The 20,261-nt window shown below is 63.8% G+C and carries 15 protein-coding genes; 12 read left to right on the top strand and 3 right to left on the bottom strand.

Annotation, left to right across the window (positions count from 1 at the left end):
- The first annotated feature begins 117 nt into the window (after positions 1–117).
- Positions 118–1,017, top strand: a complete 900-nt coding sequence (locus CJU94_RS17945; RefSeq protein ID WP_095419839.1) for a LysR family transcriptional regulator — start codon at positions 118–120, stop codon at positions 1,015–1,017.
- A gap of 143 nt (positions 1,018–1,160) precedes the next feature.
- Complete coding sequence (locus tag CJU94_RS17940) at positions 1,161–1,478, top strand: single-stranded DNA-binding protein (protein ID WP_095419838.1); 318 nt, start codon at positions 1,161–1,163, stop codon at positions 1,476–1,478.
- Here CJU94_RS17940 and CJU94_RS17935 read toward each other — a convergent pair.
- Positions 1,448–2,374: a LysR family transcriptional regulator gene (locus CJU94_RS17935; protein ID WP_095419837.1), complete on the bottom strand. Its 927-nt coding sequence runs from the start codon at positions 2,372–2,374 to the stop codon at positions 1,448–1,450. The genes CJU94_RS17940 and CJU94_RS17935 overlap by 31 nt on opposite strands.
- 215 nt (positions 2,375–2,589) lie before the next feature.
- On the opposite strand from CJU94_RS17935, the gene CJU94_RS17930 reads away from it, so the two are divergent.
- The 4 genes from CJU94_RS17930 (at position 2,590) to cuyB (ending at position 8,645) form a co-directional block, all read left to right on the top strand.
- Positions 2,590–4,356 (top strand): acyl-CoA dehydrogenase family protein, encoded by a 1,767-nt coding sequence (locus tag CJU94_RS17930; RefSeq protein WP_095419836.1) that lies wholly within the window; start codon positions 2,590–2,592, stop codon positions 4,354–4,356.
- Positions 4,353–5,591: a CaiB/BaiF CoA transferase family protein gene (locus CJU94_RS17925; protein ID WP_095419835.1), complete on the top strand. Its 1,239-nt coding sequence runs from the start codon at positions 4,353–4,355 to the stop codon at positions 5,589–5,591. Before CJU94_RS17930 ends, CJU94_RS17925 begins: the two co-directional genes overlap by 4 nt.
- A 91-nt stretch (positions 5,592–5,682) precedes the next feature.
- A complete protein-coding gene (locus tag CJU94_RS17920; RefSeq protein ID WP_095419834.1) occupies positions 5,683–6,996 on the top strand; it encodes an MFS transporter in 1,314 nt (437 codons plus the stop codon).
- A gap of 152 nt (positions 6,997–7,148) precedes the next feature.
- Complete coding sequence (gene cuyB, locus CJU94_RS17915; protein ID WP_095419833.1) at positions 7,149–8,645, top strand: cysteate racemase; 1,497 nt, start codon at positions 7,149–7,151, stop codon at positions 8,643–8,645.
- Positions 8,646–8,683: 38 nt separating this feature from the next.
- On the opposite strand, the gene CJU94_RS41440 is transcribed toward cuyB, so the two are convergent.
- Complete coding sequence (locus CJU94_RS41440; RefSeq protein WP_167397503.1) at positions 8,684–8,848, bottom strand: hypothetical protein; 165 nt, start codon at positions 8,846–8,848, stop codon at positions 8,684–8,686.
- A 183-nt stretch (positions 8,849–9,031) separates the two neighbouring features.
- Positions 9,032–9,238 carry a L,D-transpeptidase family protein gene (locus CJU94_RS40925; protein WP_157763765.1) on the bottom strand — a complete coding sequence of 69 codons (207 nt, stop codon included), beginning with the start codon at positions 9,236–9,238 and terminating at the stop codon, positions 9,032–9,034.
- Positions 9,239–9,475: 237 nt separating this feature from the next.
- On the opposite strand from CJU94_RS40925, the gene uvrA reads away from it, so the two are divergent.
- The 6 genes from uvrA (at position 9,476) to CJU94_RS17885 (ending at position 20,245) form a co-directional block, all read left to right on the top strand.
- Entirely contained in the window at positions 9,476–15,361 is a 5,886-nt protein-coding gene (uvrA, locus tag CJU94_RS17910; protein WP_095420426.1) for an excinuclease ABC subunit UvrA, read from the top strand.
- A gap of 977 nt (positions 15,362–16,338) precedes the next feature.
- Positions 16,339–17,049 carry an energy transducer TonB gene (locus CJU94_RS17905; protein ID WP_095419832.1) on the top strand — a complete coding sequence of 237 codons (711 nt, stop codon included), beginning with the start codon at positions 16,339–16,341 and terminating at the stop codon, positions 17,047–17,049.
- A 76-nt stretch (positions 17,050–17,125) separates the two neighbouring features.
- A complete protein-coding gene (locus CJU94_RS17900) occupies positions 17,126–18,031 on the top strand; it encodes a MotA/TolQ/ExbB proton channel family protein (protein ID WP_095419831.1) in 906 nt (301 codons plus the stop codon).
- 12 nt (positions 18,032–18,043) lie between these two features.
- A complete protein-coding gene (locus CJU94_RS17895; protein WP_012432473.1) occupies positions 18,044–18,466 on the top strand; it encodes an ExbD/TolR family protein in 423 nt (140 codons plus the stop codon).
- Between the two features lie 156 nt (positions 18,467–18,622).
- Positions 18,623–19,051: an ExbD/TolR family protein gene (locus tag CJU94_RS17890; protein WP_011487696.1), complete on the top strand. Its 429-nt coding sequence runs from the start codon at positions 18,623–18,625 to the stop codon at positions 19,049–19,051.
- Positions 19,052–19,060: 9 nt separating this feature from the next.
- Entirely contained in the window at positions 19,061–20,245 is a 1,185-nt protein-coding gene (locus CJU94_RS17885; RefSeq protein ID WP_095419830.1) for a tetratricopeptide repeat protein, read from the top strand.
- Positions 20,246–20,261: the final 16 nt, after the last annotated feature.

Below are 20,261 nucleotides of genomic sequence, written 5' to 3'. Positions count from 1 at the left end.
TGAGTAGGTGAGGTGAATCATGGACGCTTTTCGGGCGCAGATAATCGGGTTAGACTGACCATCATCATTCCATTTGCTTTAACAATTGGCGCGCAGACCGCCCACCAGGTGCTGAACATGGATCGTTTCGAGGAAATGCGCGTTTTCGTGCGGATCGCCGAGCGGCAAAGCTTTACGCGCGCCTCGGACGATCTGCAGATTCCGCGCGCCACCGTGACCAACCTGATGAAGCGCATGGAGCAGCGGCTCGGCGCGCGGCTGCTCGAACGCACCACGCGCACGGTGCGCCTCACGCACGACGGCGAGGCCCACTACCGCCGCTGCGTGCGCTTGATCGCGGATATGGAAGAGGCGGAGGGCTCCTTTTCGAATCTGGCGCCCAAGGGACTGCTGCGGGTGAATTTGCAGGGCACGCTGGCGCGGCACTTCGTGGTGCCGGCGCTGCCGGCGTTTCTTGCGCGCTATCCGGAGATCGAACTGACCATCGGCGAAGACGACCGGTTCGTCGATCTGGTGCGGGAGGGCGTGGATTGCGTGCTGCGGGCAGGCAATCTGCAGGATTCGTCGATGGTGGGGCGCCGCGTCGCGCAACTTCCGCAAGTCACCGTGGCGAGTCCGGCGTATCTCGCCGCCTATGGCGAGCCGGCCGATCCGGCGGTGCTGTCCGCGCATCGGGCGGTCAATTACGTGTCGAGTGCGACTGGCAAGCCTGTGCCGCTCGAATTCGACGTGGCGGGCCGCACGGTGGCGATGCTCCTGCCGTCCGCGGTGTCGGTGACCGGCACCGAACTCTATACCGGCTCGGCGCTTGCCGGGCTCGGCATCGTGCAGGTGCCGCAATATCGCGTCGCGGCGGAACTGGCGGCGGGGCAGTTGAAGATCATTCTCGCGGACTTTCCGCCGCCACCGATGCCGGTGTCCGTGCTGTATCCGCAGAACCGCCAGTTGTCGTCGCGGGTGCGGGTGTTTGCGCAGTGGCTGAGCGACATCTTCAGCCCGCGTCGCGCGGCGGGCTGAATGCCGGCGGCGTCCTGGTCGCGCAGTGGCGCGCCGTCCAGCCGCGCGCATTTTTATGCAGGCAGCGCGGCCTCTCGTGGGATCATACGCGCCGTGCGGGGCGATTCTGCTTTTGCACGGTACGCGACAAGAGGAGCAGGGCGATGATCGATGGACTGGTGGGCGGGCGGTTGTATGGCGAGGCGCAGATCCGCACGGGGCAGAACGGCAGGCGGTTCGTGACCTGCAAGGTGCGCGCGGCCACCAACGACGGCGACACGATTTTCGTCAACGTGATCGCTTTCGACGACGAGGTCCAAACCGCGCTGCTCGCGTTGAGCGACGCGGACAGTGTCGCGCTCAGCGGCACCTTGACCCCCAAGGTTTGGACCGACAAGAACGGGCTCGTCAAACCGGCCGTGGATATGGTCGCCCACAAGCTGCTGACGGCCTACGAAGCCCGCCGCGAAGCGGACGAATGAGGCTTGGCCGGGGACTCGCTGCCCGCGTCTATCAGATAGTCGACAAAGCGCTCCGCGACGGGCTCCGCGTCGCCGCTCCTGCGCAGCAGGAGCACTTGCGACATCAGCGTCTCGCCCGTTAGCGGCAAAAAGCACACGCGCGGATCCTGCACCTGGCGCAACGTGTACGGCACCAGCGCAACGCCCATGCCGAAGCCGACCATTGTCACGACGGTTTGCCACAAGCGCGCCTCATGGCGAATCAATGGACTGAATCCTGCTCCCACGCACTGCGCGATGATCAGATCGTGATAGTGCGGCGACACGGTGCGCGGAAACAGAATGAACGGTTCCTGCGCCAACGCGCGCAGATCGACCTTGCGTTTGCGCGCGAGCGGATGGGCGGCGGGCAGACAGCACAGGAACGGCTCGGCAAAGATCGGCGTGGAGATGACGTCGGTCGGGAAATTGCCCCAGTGCGCGCAACCCATGTCGATCTGCATTCGCTGGATCGCGTGAACCTGTTCGCTGGTGTTCATCTCCTTCAAGACGATTTCGACGCTGGGGTAATCGGCCTCGAAGCGTTTCACCGCCTGCGGCATGCCGCGGTACAGCATCGAGTTCACGAAGCCGATCCGCAGGCGCCCGGCGAGGCCATGCGCCGAGCGAACCGTCATGCGCTGTGCTTCGCTCGCCTGCAGAAGCAGGCGGCGCGCTTCGCCGAGCAGCACCTGTCCGGCGTTGGTCAGCGACACGGTCTTGTTGGTGCGCGCGAGCAACTGCACGCCGAGTTGCTCTTCGAACTTGCGAATGTCGAAGCTGAGGGCGGGCTGCGAAATGAATAGCCGTTTGGCCGCGCGGCCGAAATGCAGTTCTTCGGCGACCGCCACGAAATAGCGCAACTGCTTCAGGTCCATGGCTGTCTCCCGGTTTTTTATCGATAAGCTGCGTCTATCGTACCGGATATAAGTTGTATTAGACGATTATCGTCGTCGCTCATATGCTCCTTCCACGAGCACAGGTGTGCATGGAACCCGAGTAGCGCGCTAAAGCGCGAACTCGGGTCGACAGCTTTGCATGGGACCCGAGTAACGCGCTAAAGCGCGAACTCGGGTCGACAAAGGAGACGAGCATGAGCGAAGAGATCGCGCAGCCGGCACACGGCGCATCCAACATTCCCGACAGCCGGGGCATCAACTTCTTTACCAGCGACCCCGACTTCGAGCGTCTGCTCAAGCTGCATCTCGGCGATGCGCTGTATCGCGAGCTCGAAAGCCAGTTCGTTTCGCTGGGGCAGCGCGCCTCCGACGAACTCGACGCCTGGGCGTTGTCCGCCGACAAGAACCCGCCGCAATTGCGCCATCGCACGCGGCGCGGCGAAGCGCTGCAAAGCATCGACAAGCATCCCGATTACGTCGCGCTGGAACGCGTGGCTTACGCGGAGTTGGGACTGGCCGCGATGAGTCACGAGAGCAGCGACGGCACACAATCGCCGCCGCCGCTCGTGAAATACGCGCTGACTTTCCTGTTCGTGCAGGCGGAATTCGGCCTCTGCTGTCCGGTGAGCATGACCGATTCGCTCACGCGCACGCTGCGCAAATTCGGCGCGCCGGAACTGGTCGCGCGTTTTCTGCCGATGCTCGCCTCGCGCGATTTCGACACGCTGTTTCAGGGCGCCATGTTCATGACCGAACAGGCGGCGGGCTCGGACGTCGCGCGCATTGCGACGCGCGCGACGCTCGGGGTCGAGGCGAATGGCGAGCCGACGTGGCGCCTTTATGGCGATAAATGGTTCTGCTCGAACGCCGACGCCGATCTCGCGATGGTGCTCGCGCGGCCGGACACGGCGCCGCCCGGCATCAACGGACTGGGACTGTTTCTCTTGCCAAAGACGCTGCCGGACGGATCGCGCAACAGCTACCGGATCGTGCGCCTGAAGGACAAGCTCGGCAGCCGCTCGATGGCGAGCGGCGAGATCGTGCTGGACGGCGCGGTGGCCTATCTGATCGGCGAAGTGGGGCGCGGTTTTCATCAGATGGCCGACATGATCAATATGTCGCGTCTATCGAACGGCGTGCGCGCAGCGGGCTTGATGCGGCGTGCGCTGACGGAGGCGCTGCACATTGCCCGCCATCGCGAAGCATTCGGCCGCAAGCTGATCGATATGCCGTTGATGCAGCGGCAGTTGCTCAAGATGATGCTGCCCGCCGAACAGGCGCGCTCGATGTTCATGCGCATCGCGCTGCTGTTGCAGCAGGCCGATGCCGGCGACAGGCAGGCGGCGAAGTGCGTGCGCATTCTCACGCCGCTCATCAAATTCCGTGCTTGCCGCGACGCGCGCCGCGTGACCGGCGACGCGATGGAAGTGCGTGGCGGCACCGGCTATATCGAAGAGTGGAGCGACGCGCGGCTCGTGCGCGACGCGCATCTCGGTTCGATCTGGGAAGGCACCAGCAACATCGTCGCGCTCGACATCGCGCGGGCCGCGAAACGCGACGGCGCGCTCGAACCATTGCGCACCTATCTGCAGGATCTGCTCGGCGCGGCGGGATTGCCGCCGGCGAGCCTCGCATTGCTGCGCTCGACGCTCGCGCGCGCGTGCGATGCGCTCTGCGGCGTGGCGGATTCCGGCCGCGACGAATGGGTCCGCCAGGCAGGCACGGCGTTGTATCACGCGAGCAGCGCCGTATTGATGGCCTGCGAAGGCGCGCGTCTCGCGCCGGATTACCGGCGTCTCGCGCTGGCTCATCTGGTGGTGCGGCACAAACTGTTGCCGGTCGATCCGCTGGCGTTGCATTCGGCATCGGATGAAAGCGCTGTGATCGATGCGTTGGTCAATGGCCGCGGCGTCACGCTTGCAGAAGCGCTGCAACTGCTGCCGGCAGGGAGCGCGCAATGACCGCACACCTGAACGATGGCACGCAAGGCGCGCTGCAAGGCCTCAAAGTCGTCGATCTGAGCCGCGTGCTCGGCGGCCCTTACTGCACGCAGGCGCTCGCCGATCACGGCGCGCAAGTGATCAAGCTCGAACCGCCAGACGGCGACGAAACACGCGGCTGGGGCCCGCCGTTCCATGGCGACACCGCGTGGTACTTCGCGGGCGTGAATCGCAACAAGCAGGGCATTGCGGTCGATCTGTCACGCGACGAAGGCCGCGCGATTCTATGGAAGCTGCTCGAAGGCGCCGACGTGCTGGTCGAAAACTTCAAGCCCGGCACGCTCGCGCGCTGGGGCATGGACTACGAGCGCGATTTGCGCGAGCGCTTCCCGAGGCTGATTCACTGCGCCGTGTCCGGGTTCGGTCCCGACGGCCCGCTTGGCGGCCTGCCGGGCTACGACGCCGCGATTCAGGCGATGACCGGCCTGATGAGCGTGAACGGCGAGCGCGACGGGCCTGCCACGCGCGTCGGCCTGCCGGTGGTCGACATGGTCACTGGGCTGAACGCGCTCGCCGGCATTCTGCTCGCACTCGCCGAGCGCGCGCGCAGCGGCCGTGGCCAGTCGATCGATATCGCGTTGTACGACTGCGGCGTATCGCTGCTGCATCCGCATCTGCCGAATTATTTCGGCTCGGGCCGCACGCCGCAGCGCAGCGGCAATGCGCATCCGAACATCACGCCGTACGACAGCTATCGCACCGCGACCGCGCCGATCTTTCTCGCGGTCGGCAACGACCGGCAGTTCGCGAGGCTGTGCGCGCATCTCGGCGCGCCCGAACTCGCCGACGATCCGCGCTACGTCGATAACCGCAGCCGCTGCGCGCATCGCGAGCCGCTGAAGGCCGCGCTCGAAGGCCTGCTCGCCGCGCACGACGGCGAAGCGCTCGCCCACGCGCTGATCAACGCGGGCGTGCCGTGCGGACCCGTGCATACCGTCGATGTCGTGGCGCGGCATCCGCATACCTTGCATCGCGGCATGGTGGTCGAGCTGGGCGAGTATCGCGGCACCGCGTCGCCGATCAAGTTGTCGCGTACGCCGGCCACCTATCGCAGCGCGCCACCGTCGCTCGGCGCCCATACGCGCGACTTGCTCGATGCATTGGGTATCGACGCCGCCACCCAGCGGCGTCTGTTCGAAGCGGGCGTGCTCAAAGCCGGCGGGCTCGAAGCGGGAGAGCCGGAAGCAGAAGCATAAGCGTAGGCAAGCAGAAGCAGAAGCGCAGCAGCTAACGGTGACGGCACGAAGAAGTCGCGCCATCCAGAAGAAAAACCTTGGAGACAGAGACATGAATCGCGAGCCCGATGTCCACGCCGCAGGCCGGCAACCCACGCGCGCCGCAGCCGCGGCCTTCGTCGGCACCACGATCGAGTGGTACGACTTTTATATTTACGCCACGGCGTCCGCACTGATCTTCGGCAAGCTGTTCTTTCCCGGCGGCGATCCGTTCTTCGCCACGCTGGCTTCGTTCGGCACCTTCGCGGTCGGCTTCTTCGCGCGACCGTTCGGCGGGCTGGTGTTCGGCCACCTCGGCGACCGCATCGGCCGCAAGAAAGCACTGGTCGCGACGCTGGCGATCATGGGCGTCGGCACCGTCGGCATCGGCTTTCTGCCGACCTATGCGAGCGCCGGCGTGTGGGCGCCCGTGCTGCTCGTGCTGCTGCGCGTGGCGCAGGGAATTGCGATCGGCGGCGAGTGGGGCGGCGCGGTGTTGATGGCGAGCGAACACGCGCCGCAAGGACGGCGGACTTTTTTCGCTTCGTTCGCGCAGCTCGGCAGTCCGGCGGGCCTGATCCTGTCGCTGCTCGCGTTTCGTGCGGTGGCATCGATGGACAAGGACGCGTTCCTCGGTTGGGGATGGCGCCTGCCGTTTCTCGCGAGCGCGGCGCTGCTGGTGGTCGGCCTGCTGATCCGCGCGGGTGTCGACGAATCGCCGGAATTCAAGGCGCTCAAGGCGCAACGGCGAGTGGCCGCGCTGCCCGTCGCCGAAGTCGTGCGCGACGCGTGGCGCACGCTGTTGCTGTGCCTCGGCGCGAATGTGATCGGCGTGGCCGGCGCGTGGTTCGTCAACACCTTCATGCTCAATTACACGACGCAAACGCTCGGCCTCGACCGCTCGTTGATTCTGGACTGCCTGTTCGTCGTGGCGTTCATTCAGTTGTTCACGCAACTAGGTTCCGGATGGTTCGCGCAACGCATCGGCACGGGACGGTTCCTGAAGGGCGCGGCGGCGTTGGCGATGCTGTCGCCGTATCCCATGTTCGCGCTGGTCTCGACCGGGCGGCCGGTGGCGATCGTGATCGGCATCGCGCTGGCGGTGATGTGCATGTCGAGTTCGTACGCGGTGATGGCCGGCTTCATGTCGACCGCGTTCGCCGTGCGCGTCAGGTATTCGGCGATTTCGCTGTCGTACCAGGTGTGCGCCGCGCTGGCCGGCGGTCTGACGCCGCTGATCGGAACGTTGCTCGCGCATCGTTATCCGGGTGCCTGGTGGCCGCTGGCCGTGTTCTATAGTGTTCTGGCCGGCGTGTCGCTGCTGTGCATCAGCACGCTGGAGCGCCGCAAGCGCGGCGCGCCGCACGGCGTCGTCGAAGCGGCCTAGCCGGTTGCCCTTGCCACCGACCCCGCAAACGCGGGGAAATGTTCGATTCGTGGTTAACCCCATGTCATAGTCCCCCGAGATAATGTCATCCTCAGTGGCGCCAAAGCCGCCTACCATCGAAGCGGATGGCAAGAAAAACAGGGGAAGTCATCATGAATCGCTATCGTTCGCTGGGCGTCGTGACCGGTGCGGCACAGCTCGCCAGCGCCGACGTCCTGTGCAGAATGAGCGCAGCCGGGCAGCAACACGGCGCGGCGCGTCCATTCGATCTCGTTCTTGAGCAGCGACCATGGCAAGGGCCGGCCTCGCAGAGCGAGGTCAGCGCCCGGTTCAAGATTCATGTGTTCGACGCCATACGCGCGTTCGAAAAGCGCGGTGTCGAAGCGATCGTGTTGCCGTGCTTTCTCAGCCATACCTTTATCGACGAACTCTCGGGCAACGTGGCCGTGCCCGTCGCCAACCTCATGGCGGCGCTGGCGGCGCATGTGCGGCAAGCGTTTCCGTCGGTGCGCCGGATCGGCGTGCTGACTTCGGACGCGATCCGCGATAACCGGCTTTTCGAACGTTATTTCGACGCCGCGCGATTCGACGTGCTGCATCCTCGCAACGAAGCGGGCTTCGACTGCGTGACGAGCGCCGTGTATGGCGACGAAGGCATCACGAATGGCCGCTTTTATGGGCGCCCGGTCGAGTTGTTGCGCGCGGCGTGCGCGGATCTCATCGCGCAGGGCGCGGAGATCATCCTGCCGGGTCTCTTCGAAATCGCGCTGGTGGCGCGCGCGCTCGGCCGGCTCGAGGTGCCGCTCATCGACGTCAATCTGGTCTACGCGCGCTACGTCGCGTCGGCTCAATACGCGCAGCAGGAGCGGCGCTTCAAGGTGGGCGTGCTGGGCGGCGTGGGGCCGGCGGCAACGGTCGATTTCATGGCCAAGCTGGTGCGCAATACGCCCGCCGCGTGCGATCAGGACCACATCAGGATCATGGTCGAGCAGAATCCGCAGATCCCCGACCGTACGGCCGCGCTGACCGGCAACGGTGAAGATCCGACGCTCGCGCTGTATGCCGCGTGCAAGACGCTCGAAGAAGGCGGCGCGGACCTGATCGCGATTCCGTGCAATACGGCGCATGCGTTCGTCGAGCGGATCCAGCCCTCGCTCGGCATTCCGATCGTGAATATGCTGACCTGTGCCGCCGATTATCTGCAGGCGAACTTTCCGGGTCTGCGTGAAGTCGGGGTGCTGGCCACCACGGGCACGCTCGCGAGCCGCGTTTATGAACGCTCGCTCGAGGCGCGTGGTTTCGTGCAGATCGCGCCGGGCGAGCAGGCTCAGGCGCGGTTGATGCGCGCCGTCTACGGGCCGAAGGGCGCGAAAGCCGGCTTCATCTCGGGCGAGTGCTGTGACGACCTCGCCGTGGCGCTCGACGATCTGGCCGCGCAAGGCGTGCAAGTGATCGTACTGGGCTGTACCGAGTTGCCGCTGCTGTTGCGCGACGCCGTGCAGGCCTGCGGGGGCGGGCGAGTGGTGAGGCTCGTCGATCCGACCGAGGTGCTGGCGAGGCGCTGCGTGGCGTATGCGCTGGGGGAAAGCGCGGTGTTGGAGGGGAGGCGGGAAGTGCAACGGATCAGCGTGGGGAGTGTTTGCGGCTAGGCGCGGGGCGCGCCAGGTTCCGGCTTCACGAGCAGATTTCAGCATGCTCGCGCGCGCCATAGGCTGGCGCGGCGGCGCTTCGGAGGCGCAATCCATGTCCGGGCGCCGATGCGTTCGCACCACAACGCCCAGCGCACGACCGCGAACAGCACCGCGGCGTCGAGGGCGGCAAGCATGGGCAATGGATCGATCCACTTGTCCATGTTTGTCGACCGGGAGTAGAAGGTGTGCCGCTACCATACGCCTCGCTCAGGTTGCATGCGTTGAGCGTGCCTGGGGCAAGCAGGACGGCATACATCGCGATCATGGACAAAATGCGTATAGGGCCATTTCTTTTCACTTTGAATAGCGGACTTTTAGCGGGATGAAGCAGTCTGGGTCGGCTTTTACTTCGTCCTGGCGTCGCGCACAAAGTTCTCCATTGCACCATGCAGGTTGATACAGCCGGCGCTCCCCGGGTGCGTGCCGCCGTGAATGAAGAAGCCGCCGCGCTTGAGCGTCATCGTGGTGGGGGATACATGGATAGTAATCCTGTGAATCCCCATGCTGCGATCGGTGCGGCCAGTGTCTCGGGTGGTCTGTTGCCCGGTCACGGCATCGCGCCTGATCGGGTAGGCTGGTGCTGGTGGAACAGCAGGTCCCGGCCGCAGATGGCTCTCGGCAAGACACGTGAAATTGCGACTTGCAAGCCAAACCTGTATAAATATACAGTATAGTATCCCGTTGCAAGCTGGACCTCGGCGTGCGTTTCCGCCGGCCCAGCTGCACTGAACTTGCGCGGTCGCGAGGCGTCCGTGAGAGGTGGCTCACTCATTCAGGCGGTCGAAAAATTGGCATCTAACGGCATTATCAAGATTCGCGGCGCGCGCCAGCACAACCTCAAGAACGTCGACCTCGACGTACGAACCGGCGAAATGACGGTCGTGACCGGCCCGTCCGGTTCCGGCAAGTCGAGCCTCGTGTTCGACACGCTTTACGCGGAAGGGCAGCGGCGCTACGTCGAAACATTCAGCGCTTACGCGCGGCAGTTTCTGGACCGCATGGACCGGCCGCAAGTCGACCGTGTCGACGGCGTGCCGCCCGCCATCGCGATCGACCAGACCAATCCGGTGCGCAGTTCGCGCTCCACCGTCGGCACCATGACGGAGCTCAACGATCACCTGAAGCTGCTGTACGCGCGCGCGGCCGAATTGTTCGACCGCAAGACGGCCCGGCAGGTGCGGCACGACACGCCGGAAACGATCTACGCGGAGTTGCTCGAGCGCACCGCGCAGAACGAGCCGCGGCTCGTCGTCACGTTCCCGGTCGAACTGCCGGAGTCCGCGTCGGAGCAGGAGGTGGAGCAGTGGCTGTCGGCGAGCGGCTATACGCGCGTCCAGGCGCAACGCGAAGTCGATTCGCCCACCGGCAAGCGCAAGCTGCTCGACGTGGTGGCCGACCGTTTCCGGCTGAGCGCGGTGGACAAGCAACGCGCGGTCGAGGCGATCGAGGCCTCGCTCAAACGTGGCGGCGGGCGCGTCAATATCTATGTGCTGCCGGCGTCGTCCGAAGGGCCGGCTGTACAGGAAGCGGAACCGGAAATCTGGCGTTTCTCCACCGGTTTGCATAGCCCCGAAAGCGATCTGCGCTACGCGGACCCGCAGCCCGCGCTGTTTTCGTTCAACTCGGCATACGGCGCGTGCGAAGTCTGCCGCGGTTTTGGCCGCGTGATCGGCGTCGACCTCGGGCTGGTGATTCCCGATGCGCGCAAGACGCTGCGCGACGGCGCGATCAAGCCCATGCAAACGCCGGCCTGGAAGGAATGCCAGGACGATCTGATGCGCTACGCGGCGAAAGCCGACATCCGCCGCGGCACGCCGTGGGGCGAACTGACGGACGCGGAGCGCGACTGGGTCATCAACGGCTCGCCGGACTGGAACGGCAAGTGGCAAAGCCATTGGTACGGCGTCAAACGCTTCTTCGAGTATCTCGAATCGAAAGCGTACAAGATGCATATTCGTGTGCTGCTGTCCAAATACCGCAGCTATACGCCGTGCGAAACCTGCGGCGGCGCGCGGCTAAAAACGGAATCGCTGTTATGGCGCCTCGGCAGCAAGGCGAACGCGGACGACGTGCTGCCGCCCGCGCAACGGTTCCTGCCGCGCGGCGTCGAGTGGACGCGCTCGCAACTCGAAGCATTGCCGGGGCTGACCGTCCACGACCTGATGCTGATGCCGATCGAGCGCATCCGGCGTTTCTTCGACGAAATCAGCCTGCCGAGCGCGCTGCTCGACGACGCACTCAAGCTGCTGCTCGCCGAGGTGCGTACGCGCCTCAAATATCTGTGCGACGTGGGGCTCGGTTATCTGACGCTCGACCGGCAAAGCCGCACGTTGTCGGGCGGCGAGGTGCAGCGGATCAACCTGACCACGGCGCTCGGCACGTCGCTCACCAAGACGCTTTTCGTGCTCGACGAGCCGAGTATCGGGCTGCATCCGCGCGACCTGAACCGCATCGTCGAAGCCATGCATCGGCTGCGCGACGCGGGCAATACGCTGGTGGTGGTCGAACACGATCCCTCCGTGATGCTCGCGGCGGACCGTCTGATCGACATGGGCCCGGGGCCGGGCGAGCGCGGCGGCTCGATCATTTACGACGGCGTGCCCGAGGCGATCCGCTCCTCCGGCACGCTCACCGGCGAGTACCTCGGCGGGCGCCGGCATGTGGCGGATGCGGCGCACTGGCAACAGCGCCCGGTGGACGCCGCCACGCCGCGCATCGTGCTCGAAGGCGCGACGGAACACAATCTGCGCGATGTCACGGTGGAGATTCCGCTGGAGCGGCTCGTCTGCGTGACGGGGGTGTCGGGTTCCGGCAAATCCACGCTGCTGCAAGACGTGTTGTATCCGGCCATGGCGCGGCACTTCGGTCTCGCCACCGAATCGCCGGGCGCGTTCAGAAGCCTGAGCGGCGCCGATCAGGTCACCGACGTGGTGTTCGTCGATCAATCGCCGATCGGCAAGACCGCGCGTTCGAATCCGGCCAGTTATGTCGGCGCGTTCGACGAAATCCGCAAACTGTTCGCGAGGGCGCCGCTCGCGCAGCAACGCGGTTACGGGCCGGGCATGTTCAGTTTCAATTCGGGTGACGGTCGCTGCCCGACTTGCGGCGGCTCGGGTTTCGAACATATCGAAATGCAGTTCCTGAGCGACGTGTACCTGCGTTGCCCCGATTGCGACGGGCGCCGTTATCGCGCGGAACTGCTCGAAGTGAAGATCGAGCGCGGCGAACCGGCACGCGCGCTGAGCATTGCCGACGTGCTGGAATTGACGGTGAGCGAAGCGACCAGCTTCTTTGCCAAAGACGCCGAGGTATTGCGCGTGCTGCAGCCGATCGTCGACGTGGGCCTCGAATACGTGAAGCTCGGCCAGCCGGTGCCCACGCTGTCGGGAGGCGAAGCGCAACGGCTCAAGCTCGCCGGGTTCCTCGCGGAATCGGCCCAGGCGCGCACGGCGCGCAACGCGAAGCAGCCGGTCGCGAAGCGTCTGTTCATGTTCGACGAACCGACCACGGGCCTGCATTTCGACGACATCGCCAAGCTCATGCAGGCGTTCGGCAAACTGCTCGCGAGCGGCCATTCGCTGATCGTGATCGAACACAATCTCGACGTGATCCGTGCGGCCGACTGGCTGATCGACCTCGGCCCAGAAGGGGGCGACGGCGGCGGCCGGGTGCTGTGCGCCGGCACGCCGGAAGACGTCAAGACGTGCCCGGAGTCGCATACCGGCGAAGCGCTGCTGCAATATGACCGTGCCATGGGCGCGGCGGCCGAACCGGCGTCGCAAGGCATTCCACTGCAAAAGGCGCTGAGCGCCGCGCGTGCGCGCCGCGCGATCGAAGGCGAGGACGTGGTGCGCATCGTCAATGCGCGCGAGCACAACCTGAAAGCGCTGGACGTGGACATTCCGCACGGCAAATTCAACGTGATTACCGGGGTGTCCGGCTCGGGCAAGTCCACGCTCGCCTTCGACATTCTGTTCCACGAAGGGCAGCGCCGTTATCTCGAATCGCTCAATGCCTACGCGCGTTCCATCGTACAGCCGGCGGGGCGGCCCGAGGTCGACGCGGTGTACGGCATTCCGCCGACCGTCGCGATCGAGCAGCGGCTTTCGCGCGGCGGCCGCAAGAGTACCGTGGCGACCACGTCCGAGGTGTGGCACTTCCTGCGTCTCCTGTATGTGAAGCTCGGTCTGCAGCATTGCATTCATGACGGCACGCCGGTTACGTCGCAAAGCGTCGAATCGATCGCAGCGCAGTTGCTGCGCGATCACAAGGGGCAGCACGTCGGGTTTCTTGCGCCGCTGGTGGTGAATCGCAAGGGCGTGTACACCGATCTTGCGAAGTGGGCGAAAGCGCGCGGCAATACCCATCTGCGTGTGGATGGCGAGTTCGTCCCGGTGGACCCGTGGCCGAAGCTCGACCGTTTCCGCGAGCATACGATCGAACTGCCGGTGGCCGATCTCGTCGTGTCGCCGGACCATGAAGCCGAGTTGCGTCAGGCGCTCGACCAGACGCTGGAAGTGGGCAAGGGTGTGATGCATCTGCTGGCGCCGCTCGACGGTTTGCACGACGCGATCAGCGGCGGCCGTCCCACGGCGAATCTCGGCGCCGTGAAGGTGTTGTCCACCAAGCGGGCGTGTCCGGTGTGCGGCACGAGCTATCCCGAACTCGACCCGCGCATGTTCTCGTATAACAGCAAGCATGGCTGGTGCACGACCTGTGTCGGTACAGGTCTCGCGCTTACGCGTGAGCAGCGTGCCGCCTACGACGATACGATCGTTGTCGACGACAATCGCGGCCGCGAACAGAGCCTGCCTTCGGAAGAGCAGGAGCCCGAAGGTCTGGTCGATGAGCCGTGTCCGGATTGCGCGGGTACGCGTCTGAATCCCACCGCGCGCGCGGTCACGTTCGACGCGCAGGCCATTGTCGATGTCGCGCAATGGACCGTGTCCGACACGCGCGCGTGGATCGACACGCTGGAGATGACCGGCCGCGACGCGGAAATCGCGCGTGACGTGATCAGCGAAATCGGCAGCCGCCTGCAGTTCCTCGAAGAAGTGGGACTCGGCTATCTGAGTCTCGATCGCGCGGCGCCGAGCCTCTCGGGCGGCGAGGCGCAGCGCATCCGGCTTGCGGCGCAACTTGGCAGCAACTTGCAAGGCGTGTGCTACGTACTCGACGAACCGACCATCGGGCTGCATCCGCGCGACAATCAGATTCTGTTGAACGCATTGCGCAAGCTGGGTGAGAAAGGCAATACGCTGGTGGTGGTCGAGCATGACGAGGACACGATCCGGCGCGCCGATCACATCATCGACATCGGGCCGGGTGCGGGCAAGCGCGGTGGCACGCTGGTCGCGCAGGGCAGTGTGGCGGACCTGTCGGCGCAACCCGATTCGCTGACCGGACAGTTTCTCGCCCACCCCATCGTGCATCCCTTGCAGCCGCGCCGCGAAGTCGTCGCGCCTGGCAATCGCACGGCCGCGGTGCCGGAAAACTGGCTGACCGTGCACGGCGGCAAACTGCACAACCTGCGCAACGTCACGGTTGGCATTCCGCTCTCGCGGCTGGTGGCGGTCACCGGCGTCAGCGGTTCCGGCAAATCGACGCTTGCTCGCGATGTGCTGATGACCAATCTGCTGGATGCGGTTGGACGCTCCGTGCTGTCGTCGCCGGCCACGCGTCGCGCGCGCGCGGCGGCCGAGGAGAAGCCGGCGGCGAACCGGCGCTCCAGCGTGCTGGCGCGCACGGCGCCGCGCGCGCCTTTGAACGTGACGCATGCGTGGCAAGGCTGCGATTCGATCACCGGCTGGGAGACCATCGACCGCGTGCTTGAAGTCGATCAAACGCCGATCGGCAAGACACCGCGTTCATGTCCCGCCACTTACATCGGCGTGTGGGACGCGATCCGCAAGCTGTTCGCCGGCACGCTCGAAGCGCGCGCGCGCGGCTATACGGCCTCGCGTTTCTCGTTCAACACCGGCGAAGGCCGTTGCCCGGCTTGCGAGGGGCAGGGCGTGCGCACCATCGGCATGAGCTTTCTGCCCGACGTGAAGGTGCCTTGCGACGTGTGCCATGGGCAGCGCTTCAATCCCGAGACGCTCGCGGTAACGTGGCGCGGCAAGAATATCGGCGACGTGCTGACGATGGAGATCGACGAAGCCGTCGAGTTCTTCGCGCCTATTTCGAACATCGCTCATCCTTTGCAGTTGATGAAAGACGTCGGGCTCGGCTATCTCACACTGGGCCAGCCTTCGCCCACGTTGTCCGGCGGCGAGGCGCAGCGTATCAAGCTCGTCACCGAATTGAGCAAAGTGCGCGACGACATTACGCGGCGCGGTCAGAAGCCGCCCCACACGCTGTATGTGCTGGACGAACCAACCGTAGGCCTGCATATGGCGGACGTCGCCAGGCTGATTCGCGTGCTGCATCGTCTCGCGGACGGCGGCCATAGTGTCGTCGTCATCGAACACGATCTGGATGTGATTGCCGAGGCGGACTGGATCATCGATCTTGGCCCGGAAGGTGGGGTAGGCGGCGGGTCGATTGTCGCTGCCACAGATCCTGAAGGACTGTCTCGCGTGGCCGCGAGTCACACGGGCGCCGCGTTGCGGCCCGTTCTGGCTCGATCGCGGAACAGCGAAACCGTCGAAGCGGGCGAAGGCACGAACGGTTGATGGAGTAGAGAGCGGCGCAATCAACTTTGCGCCGCTCTTTCTTATTTATCGAACCCCAGCAGTTCCCGCGCTCATCGAGAATCCCCGCCTCTACAGATGAGAGTCGGCTTCCTCAGAAATTGTCGGACGCACCATGTCGATTTGCTTGCGGCAGGCGGCACCCTGACTGTCGGCTTTATGTAATTTAATTGAATTGATTTGTAATTAAGCTTAAGGCGTTATTGAGATGCCTATTTAGAGTGTCGTAAATAGCGCTAAAAATTTTTTAAACGCAGTTTTCCTTCTGCTATCGTCTCGCCTTCCGCGGCGGTCTCACCCGGGCGCCTGACCATCCCAGGCAAACAAACTTTCCAGGAACCGATCGAGCGACACGGCCATCGCGTGGAAACGCATGCCCGTTGGGCATTTCCGTCCGGCTGATCAGTCGTTGTCTGGACAGTTTCGAGTGCATTTATGCACACCGCATGTGCGGGCGAATCCCAATTATCGTGCAGAAAGAGCCAAATGCTTATCTGCTCGACATACGCTTATTCTTTTAAAGCGGCGGCATTTTTCAGCGAATTAGAGTCAATGCTCTAAACTAAGTATGCCGCCATCAAAAAAAGTTTGACCGTACATTTTTTGTCCTGCTATCTTTGCCTCCCATGAAACGCATGTGACGTTTGCGCAAAAAGTTCCAGGCGCTACGACACACATCGAACAGGTTGTCTTCAACCTTTAAGCAAGGCGGAAGTTGGCGGGTCAAATTTAATCTATTAGTAGTTCTACTTAGATGGGCTGTTGGGATCGCATGATATGCGGCCGAACCCTCCTTTGAGTCACGTCCGAAGCGTCGGATCGGGGCGGGGTAGTGCTGCATCCATTTTGTACTGCGAATCAAAAACAGTGGAGCACCGGTTGATTGAAGTGAATGTTGTTTGCGGTAGGTAAGCGCACTGCAGTTACAGAAATGAACGGTTCACGCCGGAGGAGTAAAGGTGGGTACGAAAGTCGAAGGACAATTTCCGGCAGCGACGGCCCGTATGGAAAGGCCAGGGCGCCCGCGAGAGTTTGGGCGCAAGCAGCAAAACCCGGTGCGCCGCTTCGGCGGCATTGCAGCGGTTCTACTCCTGCATATCGTGCTGATCTATGCACTGATCAATGGCCTTGCGACCAAGGTCGTGCAGGTCATTCAGCATCCTATTGAAACGAAGATCATCGAGCCGGTTAAACCGCCGCCTCCGCCGCCGTTGCCCACGGTGCAATTGCCACCGCCGAAATTCGCGCCGCCGCCGCCGCCGTTCGTGCCGCCGCCGGAAGTGCAGGTGCAAACGCCGCCGCAGCCGACCATTGCGCATCAGGCCGCACCGGTCGTCTCGGCGCCTGCCGTGGCGCCACCGGCACCACCGGCGCCGCCCGCGCCGAGCAAGCCCGTGAGCACCGAAGTCGGGGTGGTGTGCCCGAACTCGGATCAGATCCGCTCGTCGATCCGTTACCCGAAGGAAGCTCAGGAAAACAACGTAACGGGTGATGTTCTTATCGAATTCGTTGTCGACCCGCAGGGCCATATTACGAATGAACGTGTTGCCAAATCCGCAGACGACTCTTCACTGGATCGTGCTGCATTCAACGCGGTCAAGCAGTTCACGTGCGTTTCCCAAGGCCAGGCTGTCCGTGTGCAAGTTCCGTTCTCGTTTAACCTGAACTGAAATCACAGGCTGTTCGGTACCGGTAGCGATTTATCAGTCTTAGTTTGGAAGTTGTACTAATGAACTTGGAGCAGGCATGAAGAAGCGTACTCTCGCCGCACTGGCGGCAAGCATGTTGATCGCCGTAACCACGGTGGATACCTTTGTTGCACCGCACATGGCCCATGCGCAGGCTAGCGACGCCACGGCGTCGGCTGCCGCGCCGGCCACCGCCGCGCCGCAAACGGCAAGCGCGGCCGCCGACGAAGCGGTGCCGCCGCCCGCGCCGGCCACGTCCGAAACGGTCAACAATCCGTACGGCCTCGGCGCACTCTGGAAGAACGGCGACTTCGTCGCACGCTTCGTGCTGATTCTGCTGGTGCTGATGTCGATGGGCAGCTGGTACATCATGATCACCAAGTTCGTCGAGCAGTTCCGTGCGAACCGCCGCGCGAAGAGCGCGGACGAGCAGCTGTGGACTGCGCCGTCGCTGGTGGAAGGCGCGAAGCTGCTCGACGAAACGTCGCCGTTCCGCTTCATCGCCGAAACGGCTATCGAGGCAGGCGAGCATCATGACGAAGCGCTGCTCGAAGCCGTGGACCGCAACACGTGGATCGATACCTCGGTCGAGCGCGCGATCACCAACGTGTCGAATCGTCTGCAAGACGGATTGGCTTTTCTCGGTACGGTGGGTTCGACAGCGCCGTTCGTCGGCCTGTTCGGTACGGTGTGGGGGATTTATCACGCACTGACGGCCATTGGCATTGCCGGCCAGGCGTCGATCGACAAGGTCGCGGGTCCTGTGGGTGAGGCGCTGATCATGACCGCTATCGGTCTCGCGGTGGCCGTCCCCGCCGTGCTCGGCTACAACTTCCTGGTTCGCCGCAACAAGTCGGTGATGGAGCGTGTGCGAGCATTCGGCGCGCAACTGCATACCGTTCTGCTGGCCGGCAGCCGCCGCCCGGCGCGCGCCGCAGCTCGCGAAGCATCGCTGGTCCAATAAGCGGAGTCTGTCATGGCAATGAGCGTTGGGCAGGACGACAACGACGAGGTCATCTCCAGCATCAACACCACGCCGCTCGTCGACGTGATGCTGGTTCTGTTGATCATCTTTCTGATCACGATTCCGGTCGTGACGCATACGGTGCCGGTGCAATTGCCGAAGGAGACGATCCAGCCGCTGCAGACCACGCCCAAGAGCATCGTGATCGCGGTCAATCGCGACGGCGACTTCTTCTGGAACGAGAAGCAGGTCGACGCGCCTACGCTGCTGGCACGCCTGAAGACCGTGTCGGTCATGACGCCGCAACCGGAAGTGCATGTTCGCGGCGACCAGAGCGCCCGTTATGAATTCATCGGCCGGGTCATTACCGAGTGCGAGCGCGCCGGTATCGCCAAGGTTTCCTTTATCACCGAACCGCCCGCGCGCGGCGGATAACTTTGCATGGGATCGGACTAAGCGCCAAAGCGCCAAGTCCGGTCGACAGCTTTGCATGGGATCGGACCAAGCGCCAAAGCGCCAAGTCCGGTCGACAGCTTTGCATGGGATCGGACTAAGCGCCAAAGCGCCACGTCCGATCGACAGGAGCCGATTATGGGAATGAACGTATCGTCGGGCGGCGGTAGCGAACCGGATGTGATGGTCGACATCAACACCACGCCGCTTATCGACGTGATGCTGGTGTTGCTGATCATGCTGATCATCACGATCCCGATTCAGACGCATGCCATCAAGATGAACCTGCCGGTCGGCAATCCACCGCCGCCGATCACACAACCTGAAGTGGTGCAGATCGATATCGATTTCGACGGCACGACGACCTGGAACGGTCAGCCGGTGCCGAACCGTGCCGCGCTCGAATCCAGGCTCGCTCAGGTGGCGGCGGAACCGGTTCAGGCCGAAATTCATCTGCGTCCGAACAAACTGGTGCCGTACAAGGATGTCGCCGAGGTGATGGCGTCCGCACAGCGACTGGGCGCGACGAAGATCGGTCTGATCGGCAATGAGCAGTACATGCAATAGGAAAGGGCAATGCAAACGATTCATCATCGGTTCAAGCGTGCCGTCATCGCGGCTGCTCTCGTGCTGCCGCTCGCCGCTCATGCCGCCGACACCTTGCGGCCGGACGTGGCGAAGCCGCTGAATGCCGCGCAGGACCTGTATCGCGCGCACAAGTACAAGGACGCGCTGACGAAGATCGATCAGGCGGCCGCCGTGCCCGGCAAGACGGCGTATGAAAGCACCATGATCGAGCAGATGCGTGGTGCGGCTGCCGCGGCGGCCGGCGAGTCCGGTGTTGCTGCTCAGGCCTACGAAACGTTGTTGAGTTCCGGGAAATTGAGCGGCGCGGACGAGCAGCGCACGTCCGCGGCTCTCGCCGGCATCTACTTCCAGCAGAAGAACTATGCGCAGGCGGCGAAGGTGGCGCAGCGCTATCTGAAGACGGGTGGTAGCGATCCCGACATGCGTACGCTGCTGGTTCAGTCTTACTACCTGTCGAACGATTGTGCCAGCGTGGTGAACCTGCTCAAGCCTGGCATCGATGCGCAGGTGCGCGCCGGTCACGCGCCTGACGAATCGCAACTGCAATTGCTTGGCACATGTGCGCAACGCGTGAAGGACGACGCGACGTATCGCAGCACGCTCGAAAAGCTGGTCGCCTACCATCCGAAGCAGTCGTACTGGGACGACCTGTTTTCGGCGATTCGCAGCAAGCCTGGCTATTCCTCGAAGCTCGATATCGATACCTATAGGCTGCGGCGTGCGACCGGCTCACTCTCAACGGCCGACGATTACATGGAAATGACCCAGCTCGCGATCGTGGCGGGCACCACGGCTGAAGGCAAACAGGTGATCGATCAGGGCTTTGCGTCGGGTGTTCTAGGACGCGACGCACAAGCGGATCGCGAAAAGCGCCTTCAGGCACTGGCGGCGAAACGGGCACAGGCGCCCGCCGATCCGGCGAATCCTGTTGCACCGGTCGACCTGGGCTTCAATCAGGTCTTCGCCGGGCAGGCGAAGCAGGGCCTTGCGGCAATGGACGCGGCAATCGCGAAGGGTGGGATCGACCATCCGGACCAGGCGCAACTGCATCTCGGCGAAGCGTACTACGTGGCCGGCGACAAGGCCCGCGCGGTGCAAACCTTCCGCGCGGTAAAGGGCACCGATGGCTCCGCGGATCTCGCCCGTTTGTGGGTGCTCGTGGCGTCGAAATAGGAGCACGCTGTTCCCG

The organism is Paraburkholderia aromaticivorans (assembly GCF_002278075.1).
GTDB classification, from domain to species: Bacteria; Pseudomonadota; Gammaproteobacteria; order Burkholderiales; family Burkholderiaceae; genus Paraburkholderia; species Paraburkholderia aromaticivorans.
This window is presented reverse-complemented; position numbering and strand designations above follow the sequence as displayed.

What these genes read in the sequence shown, in the direction of transcription:
- CJU94_RS17945 (WP_095419839.1), top strand. Translation starts at nt 118, where the DNA reads ATGGATCGTTTCGAGGAAATGCGCGTTTTCGTGCGGATCGCCGAGCGG.
- CJU94_RS17940 (WP_095419838.1), top strand. Translation starts at nt 1,161, where the DNA reads ATGATCGATGGACTGGTGGGCGGGCGGTTGTATGGCGAGGCGCAGATC.
- CJU94_RS17935 (WP_095419837.1), bottom strand. Translation starts at nt 2,374, where the DNA reads ATGGACCTGAAGCAGTTGCGCTATTTCGTGGCGGTCGCCGAAGAACTG.
- CJU94_RS17930 (WP_095419836.1), top strand. Translation starts at nt 2,590, where the DNA reads ATGAGCGAAGAGATCGCGCAGCCGGCACACGGCGCATCCAACATTCCC.
- CJU94_RS17925 (WP_095419835.1), top strand. Translation starts at nt 4,353, where the DNA reads ATGACCGCACACCTGAACGATGGCACGCAAGGCGCGCTGCAAGGCCTC.
- CJU94_RS17920 (WP_095419834.1), top strand. Translation starts at nt 5,683, where the DNA reads ATGAATCGCGAGCCCGATGTCCACGCCGCAGGCCGGCAACCCACGCGC.
- cuyB (WP_095419833.1), top strand. Translation starts at nt 7,149, where the DNA reads ATGAATCGCTATCGTTCGCTGGGCGTCGTGACCGGTGCGGCACAGCTC.
- CJU94_RS41440 (WP_167397503.1), bottom strand. Translation starts at nt 8,848, where the DNA reads ATGGACAAGTGGATCGATCCATTGCCCATGCTTGCCGCCCTCGACGCC.
- CJU94_RS17900 (WP_095419831.1), top strand. Translation starts at nt 17,126, where the DNA reads ATGAAGAAGCGTACTCTCGCCGCACTGGCGGCAAGCATGTTGATCGCC.
- CJU94_RS17895 (WP_012432473.1), top strand. Translation starts at nt 18,044, where the DNA reads ATGGCAATGAGCGTTGGGCAGGACGACAACGACGAGGTCATCTCCAGC.
- CJU94_RS17890 (WP_011487696.1), top strand. Translation starts at nt 18,623, where the DNA reads ATGGGAATGAACGTATCGTCGGGCGGCGGTAGCGAACCGGATGTGATG.
- CJU94_RS17885 (WP_095419830.1), top strand. Translation starts at nt 19,061, where the DNA reads ATGCAAACGATTCATCATCGGTTCAAGCGTGCCGTCATCGCGGCTGCT.